Source organism: Cryobacterium sp. AP27 (assembly GCF_056680495.1).
On sequence record NZ_CM155285.1, the window covers coordinates 84,995 to 100,190 of the forward strand.

Annotated in this window: 17 protein-coding genes; 4 read left to right on the forward strand and 13 right to left on the reverse strand. The window is 67.2% G+C overall.

Features of this window, described 5'->3' with window-relative positions:
* Window positions 1-29 precede the first annotated feature (29 nt).
* Complete coding sequence (locus AC1MB9_RS00405; RefSeq protein WP_479963093.1) at window positions 30-416, forward strand: VOC family protein; 387 nt, start codon at window positions 30-32, stop codon at window positions 414-416.
* Window positions 417-419: 3 nt separating this feature from the next.
* On the opposite strand, the gene AC1MB9_RS00410 is transcribed toward AC1MB9_RS00405, so the two are convergent.
* The gene (locus AC1MB9_RS00410; RefSeq protein ID WP_479963094.1) at window positions 420-1,223 is read right to left on the reverse strand and encodes a LysR family substrate-binding domain-containing protein; all 804 of its coding nucleotides are present in this window, start codon (window positions 1,221-1,223) and stop codon (window positions 420-422) included.
* A 64-nt stretch (window positions 1,224-1,287) separates the two neighbouring features.
* On the opposite strand from AC1MB9_RS00410, the gene AC1MB9_RS00415 reads away from it, so the two are divergent.
* Window positions 1,288-1,731 (forward strand): DUF5997 family protein, encoded by a 444-nt coding sequence (locus AC1MB9_RS00415; protein ID WP_479963095.1) that lies wholly within the window; start codon window positions 1,288-1,290, stop codon window positions 1,729-1,731.
* Between the two features lie 191 nt (window positions 1,732-1,922).
* Here AC1MB9_RS00415 and AC1MB9_RS00420 read toward each other — a convergent pair whose 3' ends face one another.
* Window positions 1,923-2,555 (reverse strand): alpha/beta hydrolase, encoded by a 633-nt coding sequence (locus tag AC1MB9_RS00420; RefSeq protein ID WP_479963096.1) that lies wholly within the window; start codon window positions 2,553-2,555, stop codon window positions 1,923-1,925.
* Between the two features lie 45 nt (window positions 2,556-2,600).
* Here AC1MB9_RS00420 and AC1MB9_RS00425 point away from each other — a divergent pair, with 45 nt between their 5' ends.
* Entirely contained in the window at window positions 2,601-3,026 is a 426-nt protein-coding gene (locus AC1MB9_RS00425; RefSeq protein ID WP_479963097.1) for a DUF6157 family protein, read from the forward strand.
* 46 nt (window positions 3,027-3,072) lie between these two features.
* Window positions 3,073-3,657 carry an NUDIX hydrolase family protein gene (locus tag AC1MB9_RS00430; RefSeq protein ID WP_479963098.1) on the forward strand — a complete coding sequence of 195 codons (585 nt, stop codon included), beginning with the start codon at window positions 3,073-3,075 and terminating at the stop codon, window positions 3,655-3,657.
* A 67-nt stretch (window positions 3,658-3,724) separates the two neighbouring features.
* Here AC1MB9_RS00430 and AC1MB9_RS00435 read toward each other — a convergent pair whose 3' ends face one another.
* The 11 genes from AC1MB9_RS00435 to AC1MB9_RS00485 form a co-directional block, all read right to left on the reverse strand.
* Window positions 3,725-4,306: a sulfocyanin-like copper-binding protein gene (locus tag AC1MB9_RS00435; protein WP_479963099.1), complete on the reverse strand. Its 582-nt coding sequence runs from the start codon at window positions 4,304-4,306 to the stop codon at window positions 3,725-3,727.
* Window positions 4,303-4,560: an SHOCT domain-containing protein gene (locus tag AC1MB9_RS00440; protein ID WP_479964552.1), complete on the reverse strand. Its 258-nt coding sequence runs from the start codon at window positions 4,558-4,560 to the stop codon at window positions 4,303-4,305. The genes AC1MB9_RS00435 and AC1MB9_RS00440 overlap by 4 nt, the downstream gene beginning before the upstream one ends.
* Before the next feature lie 121 nt (window positions 4,561-4,681).
* Window positions 4,682-5,647, reverse strand: a complete 966-nt coding sequence (locus AC1MB9_RS00445) for a nucleoside hydrolase (RefSeq protein ID WP_479963100.1) — start codon at window positions 5,645-5,647, stop codon at window positions 4,682-4,684.
* Between the two features lie 34 nt (window positions 5,648-5,681).
* Window positions 5,682-6,173 (reverse strand): N-acetyltransferase family protein, encoded by a 492-nt coding sequence (locus AC1MB9_RS00450; RefSeq protein WP_479963101.1) that lies wholly within the window; start codon window positions 6,171-6,173, stop codon window positions 5,682-5,684.
* 108 nt (window positions 6,174-6,281) lie between these two features.
* Window positions 6,282-7,847 carry a DEAD/DEAH box helicase gene (locus AC1MB9_RS00455; RefSeq protein ID WP_479963102.1) on the reverse strand — a complete coding sequence of 522 codons (1,566 nt, stop codon included), beginning with the start codon at window positions 7,845-7,847 and terminating at the stop codon, window positions 6,282-6,284.
* A 269-nt stretch (window positions 7,848-8,116) separates the two neighbouring features.
* Window positions 8,117-10,216, reverse strand: a complete 2,100-nt coding sequence (locus tag AC1MB9_RS00460; RefSeq protein WP_479963103.1) for a heavy metal translocating P-type ATPase — start codon at window positions 10,214-10,216, stop codon at window positions 8,117-8,119.
* Between the two features lie 83 nt (window positions 10,217-10,299).
* Window positions 10,300-11,760 (reverse strand): multicopper oxidase family protein, encoded by a 1,461-nt coding sequence (locus tag AC1MB9_RS00465; protein ID WP_479963104.1) that lies wholly within the window; start codon window positions 11,758-11,760, stop codon window positions 10,300-10,302.
* On the reverse strand, window positions 11,760-12,011 hold the full coding sequence (locus AC1MB9_RS00470) for an SHOCT domain-containing protein (protein WP_479963105.1): 252 nt from the start codon (window positions 12,009-12,011) through the stop codon (window positions 11,760-11,762). Before AC1MB9_RS00470 ends, AC1MB9_RS00465 begins: the two co-directional genes overlap by 1 nt.
* A 97-nt stretch (window positions 12,012-12,108) precedes the next feature.
* Window positions 12,109-13,065, reverse strand: coding sequence for a F510_1955 family glycosylhydrolase (locus tag AC1MB9_RS00475; RefSeq protein ID WP_479963106.1), 957 nt, complete (start codon window positions 13,063-13,065; stop codon window positions 12,109-12,111).
* Window positions 13,058-14,356 (reverse strand): peptidoglycan DD-metalloendopeptidase family protein, encoded by a 1,299-nt coding sequence (locus tag AC1MB9_RS00480; RefSeq protein WP_479963107.1) that lies wholly within the window; start codon window positions 14,354-14,356, stop codon window positions 13,058-13,060. The genes AC1MB9_RS00475 and AC1MB9_RS00480 overlap by 8 nt, the downstream gene beginning before the upstream one ends.
* Complete coding sequence (locus AC1MB9_RS00485) at window positions 14,349-15,008, reverse strand: M23 family metallopeptidase (protein ID WP_479963108.1); 660 nt, start codon at window positions 15,006-15,008, stop codon at window positions 14,349-14,351. The genes AC1MB9_RS00480 and AC1MB9_RS00485 overlap by 8 nt, the downstream gene beginning before the upstream one ends.
* Window positions 15,009-15,196 lie beyond the last annotated feature (188 nt).

Consider the following 15,196-nt stretch of genomic DNA (forward strand, 5'->3'; position numbering starts at 1 on the left):
TCCACCACACCGAAAGCAAGGAGCCTGACATGACAACCTTCGGTATCCAGCACGCGTTCGGCGGGTTCGCCGTGAACGACATCTCGGCCGCCGCAGCGTTCTACGCCGAAACGCTCGGCCTGGAGGTGCGCACAGAAGGTGAGATGGGTCTGCTGCGCCTGGTGTTGCCCGGTGGTGCCGAGGTGATCATCTACCCCAAGCCCGACCACGAGCCCGCGAATTTCACCATTCTCAACTTCGTCGTCGCCGACATCGACGTCACCGTCGACGAACTCATCGAGCGCGGCGTCGAATTTCTGCGCTATGACCAGTTCTCCGAGCAGGACGCCAAGGGCATTCAACGTGGCGGAAACCCGGAGATCGCCTGGTTCACCGACCCGGCCGGCAACATCCTCTCGGTGCTGCACAGCACGTAACGGCTAATTGCGGCGTTTGCCGTTCTTCGGGTTGCGGGTGGGCCGAGTGCGCCCCGGGGAGGAGTCACTCTTCTTCTTCGCGGCGGGCTTGGCCTGCGCCGCGGCTACGCGCAGGGCCTTGGCCGCGGCCTTGGCCTTGTCGGTCTTCTTGGGTTTGCGCGGGGGGCGTGCGCCTGGCTCGGGCGCCTCGCCCGCGGAGGCCGGGGCGCGGGAGCTGGCACTCGAGCGTCCGCGCACAATGCCGATGAACTCTTCAATGTCGTCGTTCGTGTCTGCGGTGACCCACGCGAGCGCAATCTGGGTCTCCGGAACCCCGTCGACCGGGCGAGAGATCACGTCTTTGCGACCGTATAGGCGCGCGATGGAGTGCGGCACGATGATGATGCCCACCCCGGCCGCGACCTGCTCCATCACCTCGTCCATGTCTGTCATAACGGGAAGCGCACGGCGGATGCCGTCCCGCACCTCGGTCGCCACGTCACGCCAGGCCGGGACATCGTCGGGGTCTTGCAGCAGGTGCTCGTCGGCGAGGTCCGTGAGCGCGACGAGGTCGGCATCCGCTATCTCGTGGCCTTTTGCGGCGACGACGACGGGCACCTCGTTGTAGAGACCGATGACACTCAACTGGGCGTCATCGATGGGCAGACGCACCAGGCTGACCTCGGCGCGACCGTCGAGAAGCACGCTCACCTGCTCGCTGGTTTCGGTACGAAAAACCTCGAGCGGAACCTCGGGGCGACGCTCGGCCCAGATGCGAGTCCACTTCGTGGGAGTCACACCGGCGACGAAGGCAATGGAAAAGCTCAAGGCATCCTCTTCTGCAGCACGGAAAAGCCCCAAAGGGGGTGCTCTCAGGCTATACGCTTAGGGGATGACGTCCGTAAAGAAACCCCAGACCATGAAGCCTGCCACGGCGGCCCAGAAACTCGGGATTCTGCTCGACGCGGCACCCGCTGAATTCCAGACCGCGCTCGTGACCCGCACCGAGCTCGCCGCGCTGATGGAGAACCCGCCCGAATGGCTCGTTGAGCTGCGCGCCAACGGCCCCCACCCCAAGCAGGTCGTCGCCGCCAAGCTCGGCGTGTCGATCTCCGGGCTCGCCCGCAGCGGCGCGACCGAACCGATGACCACCGCCGAGATCAGTGCCCTGCTGCAGCAGCCGCCGGCATGGCTCGTACTCGAGCGTTCCACCCAGGCCGGTGTTCGTGCCGACCAGATCGCCGTGAAAGACCGCGACGCCGAGCGTGCCGCGAAGAAGGCGCACATCGAGCGCAAGGCCGCTCAGGAGCTCGCGAAAGAAACCCGAACCAACTAGCGTTCGCCGGGCCTGCCGGGCCTCTGCTGCCCTGCCTCCGCGGGCCTGCGTGGTGCGCGTTGCCGCGCCGGTGTGTGGCTAGTTCAGGAGATTCGGCCACGGCATCCGGTTCTGCCGCGTGTTTGCGGGGGACCGGATGCCTGTGGCGGCGGATCTCCTGAAGTAGGGACGGGACCGAGACGGGACCGGGGTCAGTAGCGGTCGCGCAGGAACGACACGATGTCGGCGAGCTCGGCCTGCGACACGGAATGCCCCATTCCCTCGTAGATGCGTTCCGTGAGTGTGCTGTGAGCGGGCAGCCAGGCCTGCGTGCGATCCACGGCCACGCGCGGAATGACCGGGTCGGCCGTTCCGCGCCCCCAGAACACCGGCGGGCGACGCTCGGCGAGCCGCTCGTCGCCCGTGCTCGCCCCGGGAGACACGAAGCCGGACAGCTGTACGGCGAAGGCGAATCGGTCGGGGGCGCGGCGCATCAACTGCAGAGCCATCGCTCCGCCCTGCGAAAATCCGAGCAGCCCCACGGATGCCGGTGGCTCCGCCAGATTGTCGAGCCACGCCAGCACGGCGGTGGCCGCATCGTCCACGGCCGACTCCACGACGTCCGCGTCCACGTTCGGGTCGGTGATCGGAAACCACGACCACCCGTCACCGACCGGGATCGGTGCCCGCAGCGCGGCGATCACGGGCTCCAGCGGCAAGTGCGGGGCGAGGGAGAACAGGTCGCCCTCGTGTGAGCCGTAGCCGTGCAGGATGAGCAGCAGCGGTCTGCCGACGCGATCGGCCCCGGCGGCAGACCAGAGTACGGCGTCGGTGTCGATTGGCACGACGTTGTGGTTGTCCAATGGGGCCTCCCGATTTACTATCGACGCATGAGCGGCGTTGATTACTTCAATACTTTCATTGCCGTGGCCCCCGATTCCACCGCAACGTGCGGGATGATCCCGCCGGGCGGGGCAAGATCCGACAGCGTCGTCGCGCGTATGTGGCGGATGATCGCGGAATCGCCGTATGAATACACCTCGGCCGACGTGATCTTCTCGGTGTACGCCGACCGGGCGAAGATCGCGGATGCCGATCGGCCGGGTGCCCGCGCGGAGTACTTCGGTGTGGGTCGCGCCTGCCTCAGATCCAGCGACCTCGGCAAACAATACGGCTGGGGCATCCATGCCGACGCCACCGGGCACGTGGCGCTGTACGCGGTGGGAACGCGCGAGTACGCCGCCTTCGCCTCGGGCGTCGCCCCCGACGGCGAGCCGGTGGCGCTCACCCGCGCGATGCGCAGCACGCGTCGCTGACCGCCGTCCGTGCGCAATCGGGTCGCCGGTGCGCAAGAATGAGTCCATGAGCGTGCGCACACCTGACCCCGACCCGGACTGGATGCCCAAGGGCGATTCCGCAGTTCCGAGCAGCAACCCCGCATGGCTGAAAGATGTGGAGCTTGCCGAGATTCGGCGCCGCCTGCCCATTCTCTACATCGAGGCCGTGCCGGTGCGAGTCGACGGCCTCGGCCAGGTCGTGGAGGTGGGCGTGCTGCTGCGCGCCCGGCCCACCGGCGAGATGACCCGCACCCTCGTGTCGGGTCGGGTGCTGTACGGCGAGACGCTGCGCGATGCGCTGTTCCGGCACCTGGAGAAAGACCTCGGCCCGATGGCTTTCCCGCAGCTTCCGGTCAGCCCGGTACCCTTCACCGTCGCCGAGTACTTCCCGCTGCCGGGCATCTCCGCCTTCACCGACGATCGGCAGCACGCCGTGTCGCTGGCCTACGTCGTTCCCGTCACCGGCACCTGCGACCCCCGCCAGGACGCCCTCGAAATCACCTGGATGAGCCCCGAGGAGGCCGTGTCCCCAGCCGTCTCGGCCGAGATGGAGGGCGGTCGCGGAGCGCTTCTGCGCAACGCCATGGCCTCCGTCGGTCTGCTGCGCTAGCCAATCACCGACAAAACGGATGCGCCGGGCCGGCCGGCACCGGCGCATCCGTTCTTCAGGTGCCCGGTCAGGTGACGGTGAGTTGTGTGTACATTCCGGCGGCGTAGTGGCCGGGGAGGTTACAGACCAACTCATACTGTCCCGGCTTCAGGGTGACGGTCATCCAGCCTGAGGTTCCGGGCAGGATTCCCTCGCCCCCGCCGTCACCGCAGGTGTTGGATGCCTCGCCCAGGTTGCCCGCTTCGTCGATCTGTTGGTCGCCGGCGATTGCTCGTGTGCCCACAATGTGAGAGTCGGGAAGGGGCAGAACAACCATTTCGTGACTGATGTTTCCCCTGTTCGTCACGAGGAACGACACCGTCCCGTGTTCAACAGTGGCCCGGTCGGCGCGCAATCGCATGGAGGCACCGGACCATGGACCGTGGCCTCCGCCCATCATGGGCCCGCCCATGTCCGTCGTGGTGACGTTCACGACCGTTCCCGAGAGGTTCGGCGCCGCGCAGTCCCCGGACCGCGATCCGGGCCCGCCGGCGGTGAACCCGCCGCCCAGGAGGCCGACCGTCACGAGGGACAACCCGGCGAGCAACACCGTGGCCAGAGTCCCCACGATCACCCACACCCCGGTCGACCACTTTCGAACGGTCGTCATTCCGGTCGGCGAAGAGCGGTGCGACGGGTGAGGTACTCGGTTTCATCGATCTCTCCGCGGGCGAAACGCTCGTGCAGAATCACCTCCGCCTGATGGTGCGTGGGGCGCACCGCGCTCGTTCCTTGATCGGAGTGCGGGCGCCGCAGCAGAACCACGATGATGACGGTGATCACGCCGCCCCAGAACAAGACCATCAACACTGCCATTATGATCCAGCCGGTCATTCCCCAGCTGTCGCCGCCCCATCCGTACATGGTCAAACCTCCATTTTCTTGAAAGGCTATCGCTGCTCGCGATCGACAAACAGGGCCGTAAGCCCTCAGCGCGCGATTCAACCGACGCCGAACGTCCCATCGAGCGAGGCGGGTTGCTGCGTTAGCTGAGGCCGAGCGTGTCGAGGAACAGGCGCTCGTAGCGGGGCGCATCCACGTCGAGGGCCACCTCAACGGCCGCCCACTCCTCGTGCAGGCCGTGCACGATGTCTTCGCCCGGGTGCAGGCGCAGGTCGACCAGGGTCTGGCCGCGGCCGTAGCCGGCCAGCTGCACGCTCACCGGTCGCAGCTCGGTGCGCAGCGCGCCCGGGTCCACGAGGGCGCACACGGCGCCGGCGTCACCGATCAGTCCCGAGTATTCGCTCGCCCGGTCGGCGCCGAGCATGATGCGGTTCGTCAGCAGTGCGCCCACGACCTGGCCGAGCAGGGAATCGCCGTCCACGAGAGCGGATGCCGTCGGCTCGGCAATCCCCACCTGGTTGAACACGTCGAGCCCGTACATGAACGTGGGAATGCCGGAGTCGAGCACGATCGCGGCCGCTTCCGGGTCGTGCCAGACGTTGAATTCGGCCACCGCGGTGGCGTTGCCTACGGTCGCCGAGCCGCCCATGAACACGATGCGCTCAATGTTGTCGGCGAGGTCGGGGTACTGGCGCAGCATCAGAGCCAGGTTGGTCTGCGGGGCGAGTGCCACGAGGGTGACCGGCCGCGGGCTGGCCTCGATCAGTAAGCGCATGAGCTCGATTGAGCTGCCGGGCACCGCGGTGCGGTCGCTCGGCGGCAGCCGCAATGTGCCGAGTCCGCCCTCGCCGTGCACGTGCGAGGCGGAACGCGCCGGTTCGAGCAGCGGGCGACGGGCCCCGGCCGCCACGGGAATGTCCGGAGCGCCGGCCACGTCCAGAATGCGCAGCGTGTTCTCCACAACACGCTCCAGGGAGGCGTTTCCGGCGACGCAGCTGATGCCCAGCACATCGATGCCGCGGTGGGCGACGGCGAACAGAATGGCGAGGGCGTCGTCAACGCCGGTGTCAACGTCGAGGATGACCGGGATGGTGGGTGCGGTAGGCATCCGTTCAGCCTAGTTCGCGCCGCCGCCGTTGGGCCTAGCGAACCAGCCGAACCTCGTGCAGCTGCTCGCCGAGCACCTCTTCATTGCGTTCGAGGCCGTCGGGGCGATAGCCGTTCCGGGCGTAAAAAGAATGGGCGCGAGGATTGTCGGCGGCCACCCACAGCATCGATTCACCGGGATCCACGACGGCGTCGAAGAGTTTCTGGCCCAGACCGGAGCCGTGAGAGGCCTGCAACAGGTACATGTTGTAGAGCTCATTGTCCACCGGCGACGTCGCGTCGCGAGACGGACCGCTGCAGGCAAATCCGACGATGTCCCCGTCCACAACGGCGACGAATTGGCGGTAGTCCGGTCCTTGTGCGGTGAACCGGCGCCACAGGGCGGCGAAGCGCTCTGGCCGCAGCTGAGACAGGGCAGCCGCGCTCAGCAGGTGATCATAGGTCTCGTGCCAGCAGGTCGCGTGTACGCGGCCGAGGCTGTCGGCATCTGCTTCTTCAACGGGCCGAACGACAACAGTGGAGTTCATGTAGCGACTGTACCTGCATTTGTACACCGGCTTTTGCCGCGGGCATGCAAAACGGGCCGGCCTCGCGAGAGACCGGCCCGTTTTTAGCAGCTAATTGAAGCGGATGCCTCAGCCCTGCGAGCGGCGCGGAGCCGAGCGGCCCGCTCCGCCGGAGCCGGACCCGCGAACGAGCCCGCCGACCTGGAGGCTGCCGACGCGGGGTCCGCCGGAGCGGCCCGCCGCAGTGCCTGCCGGGGCGTTCTGGCTGCGTCCGGATGTGGCCGGACGGCCGCCGCCGCGACGTGCGCCGCCGGCCGAAGCCGCGTCGCTGCTGTTCGAACGTCCGCCACGAGCCTCACGGTGGGCGGAATCGCGTCCGCCGTCGCGGCCACCGCGGCCGGCGCCCTGCTCGTCACGGTTGACGCGCTTGCGCTGGGCGTTGGCGCCCTGCGAGCGGCCACCCTGCGACTGGCGCTGCTGCTGCTGCTGCGGCTCAACACGAGGAAGCGGCTTCACGTAGGCGGCAACATCACCAATGAGGGCGTCCACGGCGGGGGAGGAGGAGTCGACGCGCTGCGGGGTCACCTTGATGGCGGCCTTGCGCAGCAGGGAGTCGGTGTCGCGCTTCTGCTCGGGCAGAACCACGGTCACCACGTCGCCGGCGCTGCCGGCTCGGGCGGTGCGGCCCGAGCGGTGCAGGTACGCCTTGTGCTCGGCGGGCGGGTCAACGTGAATCACGAGCTCGATGTCGTCAACGTGCACACCGCGAGCCGCGACGTCCGTTGCGACGAGCACCTTGACGGTGCCGGCGCTGAAGGCGGCGAGGTTGCGGTCACGGGCGACCTGCGAGAGGTTGCCGTGCAGGTCGACGGCGGGAATTCCGGAGTCGGTGAGGTTCTTGGCAAGCTTTTTGGCCTGGTGCTTCGTGCGCATGAAGAGGATGCGGCGTCCGCTGCCCGAGGCCAGCTTCTGGACGAGGTCCTTCTTGGCATCGACGCCGGTGACCTCGAACACGTGGTGGGTCATGGCGGAGACGTGGCTGTTCGCCTCGTCGACCGAGTGCGTCACCGGGTCGTGCAGGAAGCGGCGCACGATCTTGTCCACGCCGTTGTCGAGCGTGGCGGAGAAGAGCATGCGCTGTCCGTTGGACGGCGTCTTGTCGAGGATGCGAGTGACGACGGGCAGGAAGCCCAGGTCGGCCATGTGGTCGGCCTCGTCGAGCACGGTGATCTCGACGGAGTCGAGGTTGACGAAGCCCTGCTTCATGAGGTCTTCGAGACGGCCCGGGCAGGCCACGACGATGTCGACGCCCGACTTGAGGGCGGACACCTGACGGTTCTGCGACACGCCACCGAAGATGGTGGTCGTGTTGAGGCCGTAGGCCTCGGCGAACGGGGTGATCGCGTTGGTGATCTGCGTGGCGAGTTCGCGGGTGGGCGCAAGGATCAGGCCGAGCGGGCGACCCGGGCGGCGCTTGCCGCCGGCCAGCGTGCCGCCGAGGCGGGACACCATGGGGATGGAGAAGGCGAGAGTCTTGCCCGAGCCGGTCTTTCCGCGTCCGAGAACGTCGCGGCCCTTGAGGGTGTCGGGCAGGGTGTCAACCTGGATGGGGAACGCGTTGTCGATTCCCTGTGAGGAGAGCACGTTTACGAGGGGGGTGGGCACGCCGAGCGCGCTAAATTTAACTTCAGTCAAGAGTGGTGCCTTTCGGGCATCAGGCTCCTCGCCCGAACCGAGGCCGCGCATGCGGCTGCCGGAACCAGGAGGATTCACATGGCGAAGGTGCCGAAGGGCACATCCGTTCGCCGTAAGAATGTTTCATTCCGAAATCGGGCCGGCCCGGGGGCTGCCGCGATGAGAAGAGGGCGTTCTACGACGCAGCGAGCGCAACTACGCACTCGCAAGTACCCCTACTCTACCCCACGAATCACAACGTGCGCCCCACGCTCCCGATGGCGCGCCGCTCAGCGGCCCGCCACCGCGGAATCCGGACGCAGATCCAGGCGTCGCAACAGCTGCGCGTTGACGGCGACCACAACGGTCGACGCCGACATGAGGAGCGCTCCGATTTCCATGGGCAGGATGAAGCCGATGGGGGCGAGGACGCCGGCAGCGAGGGGGACGGAGATCAGGTTGTACCCGGCTGCCCACCAGAGGTTCTGCTTCATTTTCGCGTAGCTGGCCCGGGACAGCTCGATGACCGACAGCACCGAACGCGGATCGTCGCTGGCGAGGATGACGCCGGCCGACGCGATGGCCACATCCGTGCCGGCGCCAATGGCGATACCGACATCCGCCTGGGCGAGCGCGGGTGCGTCGTTGACGCCGTCACCGACCATGGCGACCTTTCGCCCCTCACCCTGCAGTTCGGCCACTTTTCTGGCCTTGTCTTCGGGGTGAACCCCGGCGAAGACGCGGTCGATGCCGAGCTCAGCGGCCACGGACTGTGCCACCGCTTCAGCGTCGCCGGTGATCATGACCACCTGGATTCCCAGGGCATGCAGGGCGTCGACCGCTTGCCGGGACTCATCCCGGATCTCGTCGGCCAGGCCGATGGCGCCGACGACGGCACCGTCCCGCAACACGTGCAGAATGATGGCGCCCTGCGTCTTCCACTCCTCCGTGACACCGAGCGGGCGGGCGCCGTGGCTCTCGATCATGCTCGGACCGCCGACGCTGATCTCGTGGCCCGCCACCGTGCCGGAGACGCCGACGGCGGCGGAGGTGCGGAAGTCGGTCGCGCGGGGGACGGTCACCGTTCTGCCCTGGGCGGCGGTCACGATGGCGCGGGCGAGAGGATGCTCGCTGTCGGCTTCCGCGGAGGCCGCCCACGCGAGGAGGTCATCTTCGGTGTAACCGTCGACGACAGTGAGGTGCGACACGGTCGGCTCGCCCCTGGTGAGGGTTCCGGTCTTGTCGAAGAGAACGGAGTTGACGGTGCGCATGCTTTCGAGGGCCAGGCGATCCTTGATCAGCACTCCGCCCTTCGCCGCGCGTTCCGTTGCGATGGACACCACGAGGGGGATCGCGAGGCCGAGCGCGTGAGGGCAGGCGATCACCAGAACGGTGATCGTGCGGATGACGGCATCCTGAGGTTGCCCGAGCAGCGTCCACGTGATGGCGGTGAGCACACCGGCGCCGAGCGCGAACCAGAACAACCAGCCGGCGGCCTTGTCGGCGATGCGCTGCGCCTTCGATGATGATCCCTGCGCCTCGGCGACCAGGCGTTGAATGCCGGCCAGCGCCGTGTCATCGCCGACGGCGGTGACTCGCACGCGCAGCGCCGAATCGGTCGCGACCGTGCCCGCGACGACGTGGTCGCCCGGTGCCCGGGAGACGGGGCGTGATTCACCGGTGATCATCGACTCGTCAACATCGGCGGTGCCTTCGGTGACGAGGCCGTCCGCCGGCACTCGTCCACCCGGGCGCACGACGATGACATCGCCCAGCACGAGGTCGGTCGGGGAGACGAGTACCACGACGTCGCCGTCGACGCGTTCTGCTTCGTCGGGCAGTAGTGCGGCCAAAGACTCCAAGGCAGTGGACGTCTGTGCCAGGGAGCGCATCTCGATCCAGTGGCCCAGGAGCATGATGACGATGAGAAGGGCGAGCTCCCACCAGAAGTCCAGCTCGCGATCGATGAAGCCCACGCTGGCCCCCCAGGACGCGACGAAGGCCACGGTGATCGCGAGTGCGATCAGGAGCATCATCCCGGGTTTGCGGCTTTTCAGCTCGGAGACCGCGCCGGTGAGGAATGGTCGGCCACCCCAGACGTACATCACGGTGCCCAGGAGCGGGGAAATCCAGGTCACCCATCCGCTGGAGGGCAGGGGGTATCCCACGAGCATGGCGAACATCGAACTGAAGCCGACCACGGGAACGGCGATGACCAACATGGTCCAGAAGAGTCGCCGGAACTGGCCGACGTGATCTGCGTGGCCGCCATGGCCCGAGTGGTCCATTGACGCAGGCGTCATCTCCGCGTGGTCGGGCCGAGATGACGGTCCGGCCGCTTGTGCATTGGACACGGCCGACGGTTCCGGATGAGTGTGCGGGGTAGTCATGACACCCAATATATACCCTATGGGGGTATCTTGACCCGATTTCCGGACGATTTTTTCGGTCGCGTCCGGGTGTTCGGGTGGGTTCAGCGCGCCTGAATGATGCCCATCATTCCGGCATCCTCATGATCGAGAATGTGGCAGTGGTAAACGGTTCGCCCGCCGAAGTCGTCGAAGGCGATACGCACTCGGGTGGTGCTGCGTGCCGGGATGTTGACCACATCTTGCCACATCGTAGCGTCGACGGCGCGGCCACCCTGCTCGACAATCTGCATGGGCCACACGTGCAGGTGCAGCGGATGGTCGAGCGTGCTGGTGTTCGTGAGCAGCCATTCCTCGACGCTGCCGAACTGAACGGTTTCGTCGACTCGGGAGGGGTCGAAGGCGCGGCCGTTGATCGTGGGTGACATCATGCCACCGCCCATGGCGCCCATGCCCATGGCGAACACCAGCTCCCGCCGCGCGGTCACGGTCGCGGTTCGCAGATCGCGCGGAACGGGTTGGCGGGGGAGGTCCCCCGGTTCCTCGGCCGTCTCACCCGCCACGGTGAGGGTGGCCAGGGGACTGTCATCGGCGTTCGGGGCGGAATCTCCGCCCATCATTCCGCCGGACGCTCCGCGGTCGTAGTGGAGGGTGCGCAGGACGGAGGTTCCGGCGGCCCCGGTCACGAGGAGATCGGCCCGGTTGCCCGGTGCCAACACGATCTCATCGACGTCGCGGGCGGAGGTGAAGCGTCCGGAATCGATTCCGAGGAGGGTCATCCGCTGCCCGTCCAGGCGCAGTCGCAGGTACCGAGACACGCAGGCGTTGACGATGCGCCAGCGCTCCCGTTCGCCGGGGCGCGCCGTCAGTGCCGGGTTGAGCTGTCCGTTGACCAGCACGATTTCTCCCTCGCGGCCGGACATCTTCTGCATGAATGTTGCGCCGGGGATCGAGCCTGCCGAGCCGATGGTCATGTCAGAGACCACAAGCAGGCGCTCCCGGGTCGCGGGGATCGGTTCTTCGTCTTCGACGATGATGGCACCGAAGAGACCTCCGAACACCTGGTCGGTGACGAAGCCGTGCTGGTGCGGGTGATACCAATACACGCCCGGCGGGTGGTTCGCCGGCAGCTCGTACCGGTAATCGAAAGAGTCTCCGGCCTGAACGGTGACGAACATATTGTCGCTGTTGTCTTCGGGGGAGACGTGCAGGCCGTGCACGTGCAGATTGCTCGGGTCTGTCAGACCGTTGTGGAGGCTCACGCTGAGGGTGTCGCCCGCTCGAACGCGCAGTGTGGGTCCTGGCGTGCCGCCGTTGTAGCCCAGTGCCCGTACGCTTCGCCCCGCTATGGTTACCTGCCCGGAGGCAGACTCGAGAGCGACGGCGAGAGCGCCGCCGGCGCTTCGCAGCTCAGTGGGTTCAATGAACTCGCCGCCGGCGTCGACTTCCGACGGTGTGAGGGACGACCCTCCCTGATTCGCCAGCAGTCCGGTTCCTCCGACGGCGACGCCCGCAATCCCCGCCCCGCCCAGCAGTAGGGCGTTGCGCCGAGTGATCGGTCGCATTATTGCTCTTCGCCGAGTGTGCGCAGCTGATCGCGATACTGCTCAGCGGTGAGTTCCCCCCGGGCGAAGCGTTCATCGAGAATCAGCCGGGCGCGCGTCGGTGCGGGCGGCCCCGGTGTCGGCGGCCGGCCGGCATCGCCCGTCGTGTTGGAGAGCAAACGAACGACCACATAGACGATCAGGGCCAGGCCCGCGATCACCAGCAGTGCGAATCCCCACGACCATCCCATATTTGCTGTGCCCCACATCATCAGATTCTCCGTTCGTTCGGGTGTTCAGCCATCCGGTCGCACGTTGCGCCCGACCTGACCACATCATACCCAGGGGGGTATGACGGGAGTGATGTTCTCACAGTAGCTCCGTCCAGGTGCGGCCGTAGTCGTCGCTCGCAGCAATGCCGCCGCCGGCTGCGACAAGGATCCAGGGTGAGGAGCCGCCGACGACGGTGAAGGCATCCGGAGGTCCCGTGGTTGTCCCCATCTGGGTCCATGTGTCGGCGGAGGCCTCCTGACGCCAGAGTGTTCCTTCGCCGTCGATTCCGACCACGCCTCCGCCGGCGGAGGCGCCGACGGCCTCAACCAGAAGGAGCACGGGAGCGCCGGCCACGAGTTCAAAGCTGCGACCGGCATCCACGCTCCGGGCGAGCCCCTGGGCTGTTGTCGCGAAGACCCGATCAGGTTGTGACGGATCGACCGTCAGATCGCGTAGCGGCAGCGTGGCTCCGGTCGACCACGTGGTGCCGGAATCATCGCTCACCAGGAGGCTCCCCGCGCGGGCGTCATACCCGTAAACGCGCAGCGTGTCGTCCAGGCGTACCGCTGCGAGATCATGAAAATCCGTTTCCCCGTCCAGGGAGAGGGCCGACCAGGACATGGCGCCGTCTGTGCTGGAAATAAGCCCCAGGTTGGGCAGGTGCAGGTCGGTCTGCTCACCCGGTGCGGGGTGGCCGGACGCCAGAAGGTGCCCGGGAACCGCCACCGTGAACGCCATGGTGTCCTGCGCCCGGCCGGCGATTTGGGTCGGTACGGCCGTGCTACTGCGTGGTGTTCCGTCGAGGTACGAATCGGGGAGACGTTCCGTGGGGATGAGCCACACTCCCTGGTGGGTCGCCGCGTACGTATTTCCGGTGAGGGGATCGGCACCGAGACCGTGCACGTGCTCGAACGCCTGCGGGACCGGTGCGTTCCCCGCGGAGGTGGCATCCGGGCTCGATCCGGGCGTGGAGCAGCCGGTGAGGACCAGAGTGCTGAGCAGGGCCGCCGACAGCGTTCGGGCGGGGCGGTGGGACAGGCTGAATCTAGCCAAGAGTGACTCCTCGTGAGCTCATGAAGGGTTGCGGATTCACACGCGCACCGTTGACGCGGGCCTCGAAGTGCACGTGACAGCCGGATGACGCGCCCGTTGTCCCGACGAGAGCGACGGTTGCTCCCGCCGAAACCTGCTGCCCGCGGGTGACGAGCACGGAACTGTTGTGGGCGTACCCGGTCTGCGTGCCGTCACCGTGGTCGATCAGCACCCAGTTGCCGTACGAACCCAGCCAGCCCGCGTAGACGACGGTTCCCCCGGACGCGGCGTACACGCCCTGTCCACACCCGGCGGCAATGTCGGTGCCCGAGTGAAATGCCCCGACTCCGGCCACGGGCTTGCTGAGCCGGGGGCCGTAGACGGAGGTGATCCGGCCGTACACCGGCAACGTCCAGCCCTGGTTGACGGGAGCGCTGCCGCCGATGGACGGCCCCGGGCGGGCTGCGGCTGCTGCTGCTGCCTGTGCTGCTGCCTGTGCACGGGCCTGTGCCTGTGCGTGGGCCGCGGCTGCACGCGCTGCCTCGGCGGCTGCCTCCGCAGCACGGCGTACCTCTTCGCCCGTGGCGTAGTCGGCCTCCGTCGCCGCGCGATCCTCGGTCAGCACGGTGAGTTGTGCCTGCAATGTGCCGGCCATCTCCTGTTGGTTGGCGAGTGCCGTTTCTACCCGGGCGCTGGCTTCCACCGCGTCCGCCAACGCCGTTTCGGCTGCGCCGGCCAGTTCTCGCCGTGCCTCCTGGGCCACCGTGGCCTGATCGGTCGCGGCCGTGGCGGAGTTTCGGTCGGCTGTCGCCGTTTCATAGATCAGGCTCATTCGCTCGGTCAGCTTGCTCATGGAGCCCAACTGGTTCAGCAGCTCATCGGCCTCATTGTGTGCCAGGAACAGGGTCATCGACACGTCCCTGGTTCCGGACCGGGCGAGGAGAGCGGCAAAACGTCCCGCCTGTTCGGCAGAAAGAGCAGCCAGAGCCGTGGCCTCATCCGCCTCAGCTCTAAGGGTCGTCGCCCGGAGGCTTGCCGCGTCGAAGGCGCTCTGCGCCGTCTCATACTCGGTCGCGCGCCTGGTTGCCTCCGCGCGCGCACCATCCACTTCAGCCGTGAGGCCGTCGATCAGCGAGGTTATTGCCTCGATCTGTGCTTGTTTTGCCGCTTCGGATGACCGAGAACTCTCTACCTCGGCCCAGGTCGGGTATTCCTCCGCGGTGGCCGGCGCCGCGACGGCGAGCATCGCCAGGATGGCCATCGTCGCGATCCCGGTACGAATGGCGCGAGCAACCCTCGTGGACTCAGTCAAGGGACACTCCTCGGGAACTCATGAACGGCTCCGGGTTGATCTGCGTTCCATCCACGCGGGTTTCGAAATGCACGTGGCATCCGCTTGACGCACCGGTGTTCCCCACCAGGGCGATGACCTCTCCGGCGGCGACGGTCTGTCCGGCGTCGACGAGGAGCGTGCCGTTGTGGGCGTAACCGGTCTTGACACCATCCCCGTGGTCGATGAGTACCCATTTGCCGTACGAGCCCTGATAGCCGGAATTAATGACCGTCCCGCCGGTTGCGGCGAACACGGGTTGGCCGCAGGGAGCGGCGATGTCGGTTCCGCTGTGGTAATCGCCGACGCCGCCGACGGGTTTGTTCGGTCGCGGGCCGAAGGGGCTGGTGATGTGGCCCAGCACGGGCAGGGCCCAGCCCTGATCCGTGAGTTGGCTCTGACTGAGGCTGGCCCACTCACCGTTGCCGGCGACCTCGGTGTACGACGCGGGTTTGGGGATGTCGGTGACAGTGAACCCGTCACGTTGGATCGGCACCGACGCCGTGTTGGAAAAGCGGAGACTTTGCTCGCCCGGGGAATGACCCGACGATGTCGCCGAGGCCTGTGACGCAGGTTGGTCGAGAGCGAAAGCGGGAAGGGAAACGCTCACGGTGAAGAGCGTGATCATCGCCATGACGCCGCCCGTGCCGACGCGTTGGCGTAGGGGTACCCGCGTCCGCGCGGTTCGCTCCGCCTTCGGCCGGCGCGGGGCGGATCGGCTCGACCGCACGCGGTTTTCGAGCGCACGGGTGTCTCGCCGAGACATGGCTGGCGGTGCGCCGGGCACTGCCGGTGCGGTTGCAACGTGGCCGGTACTATCCA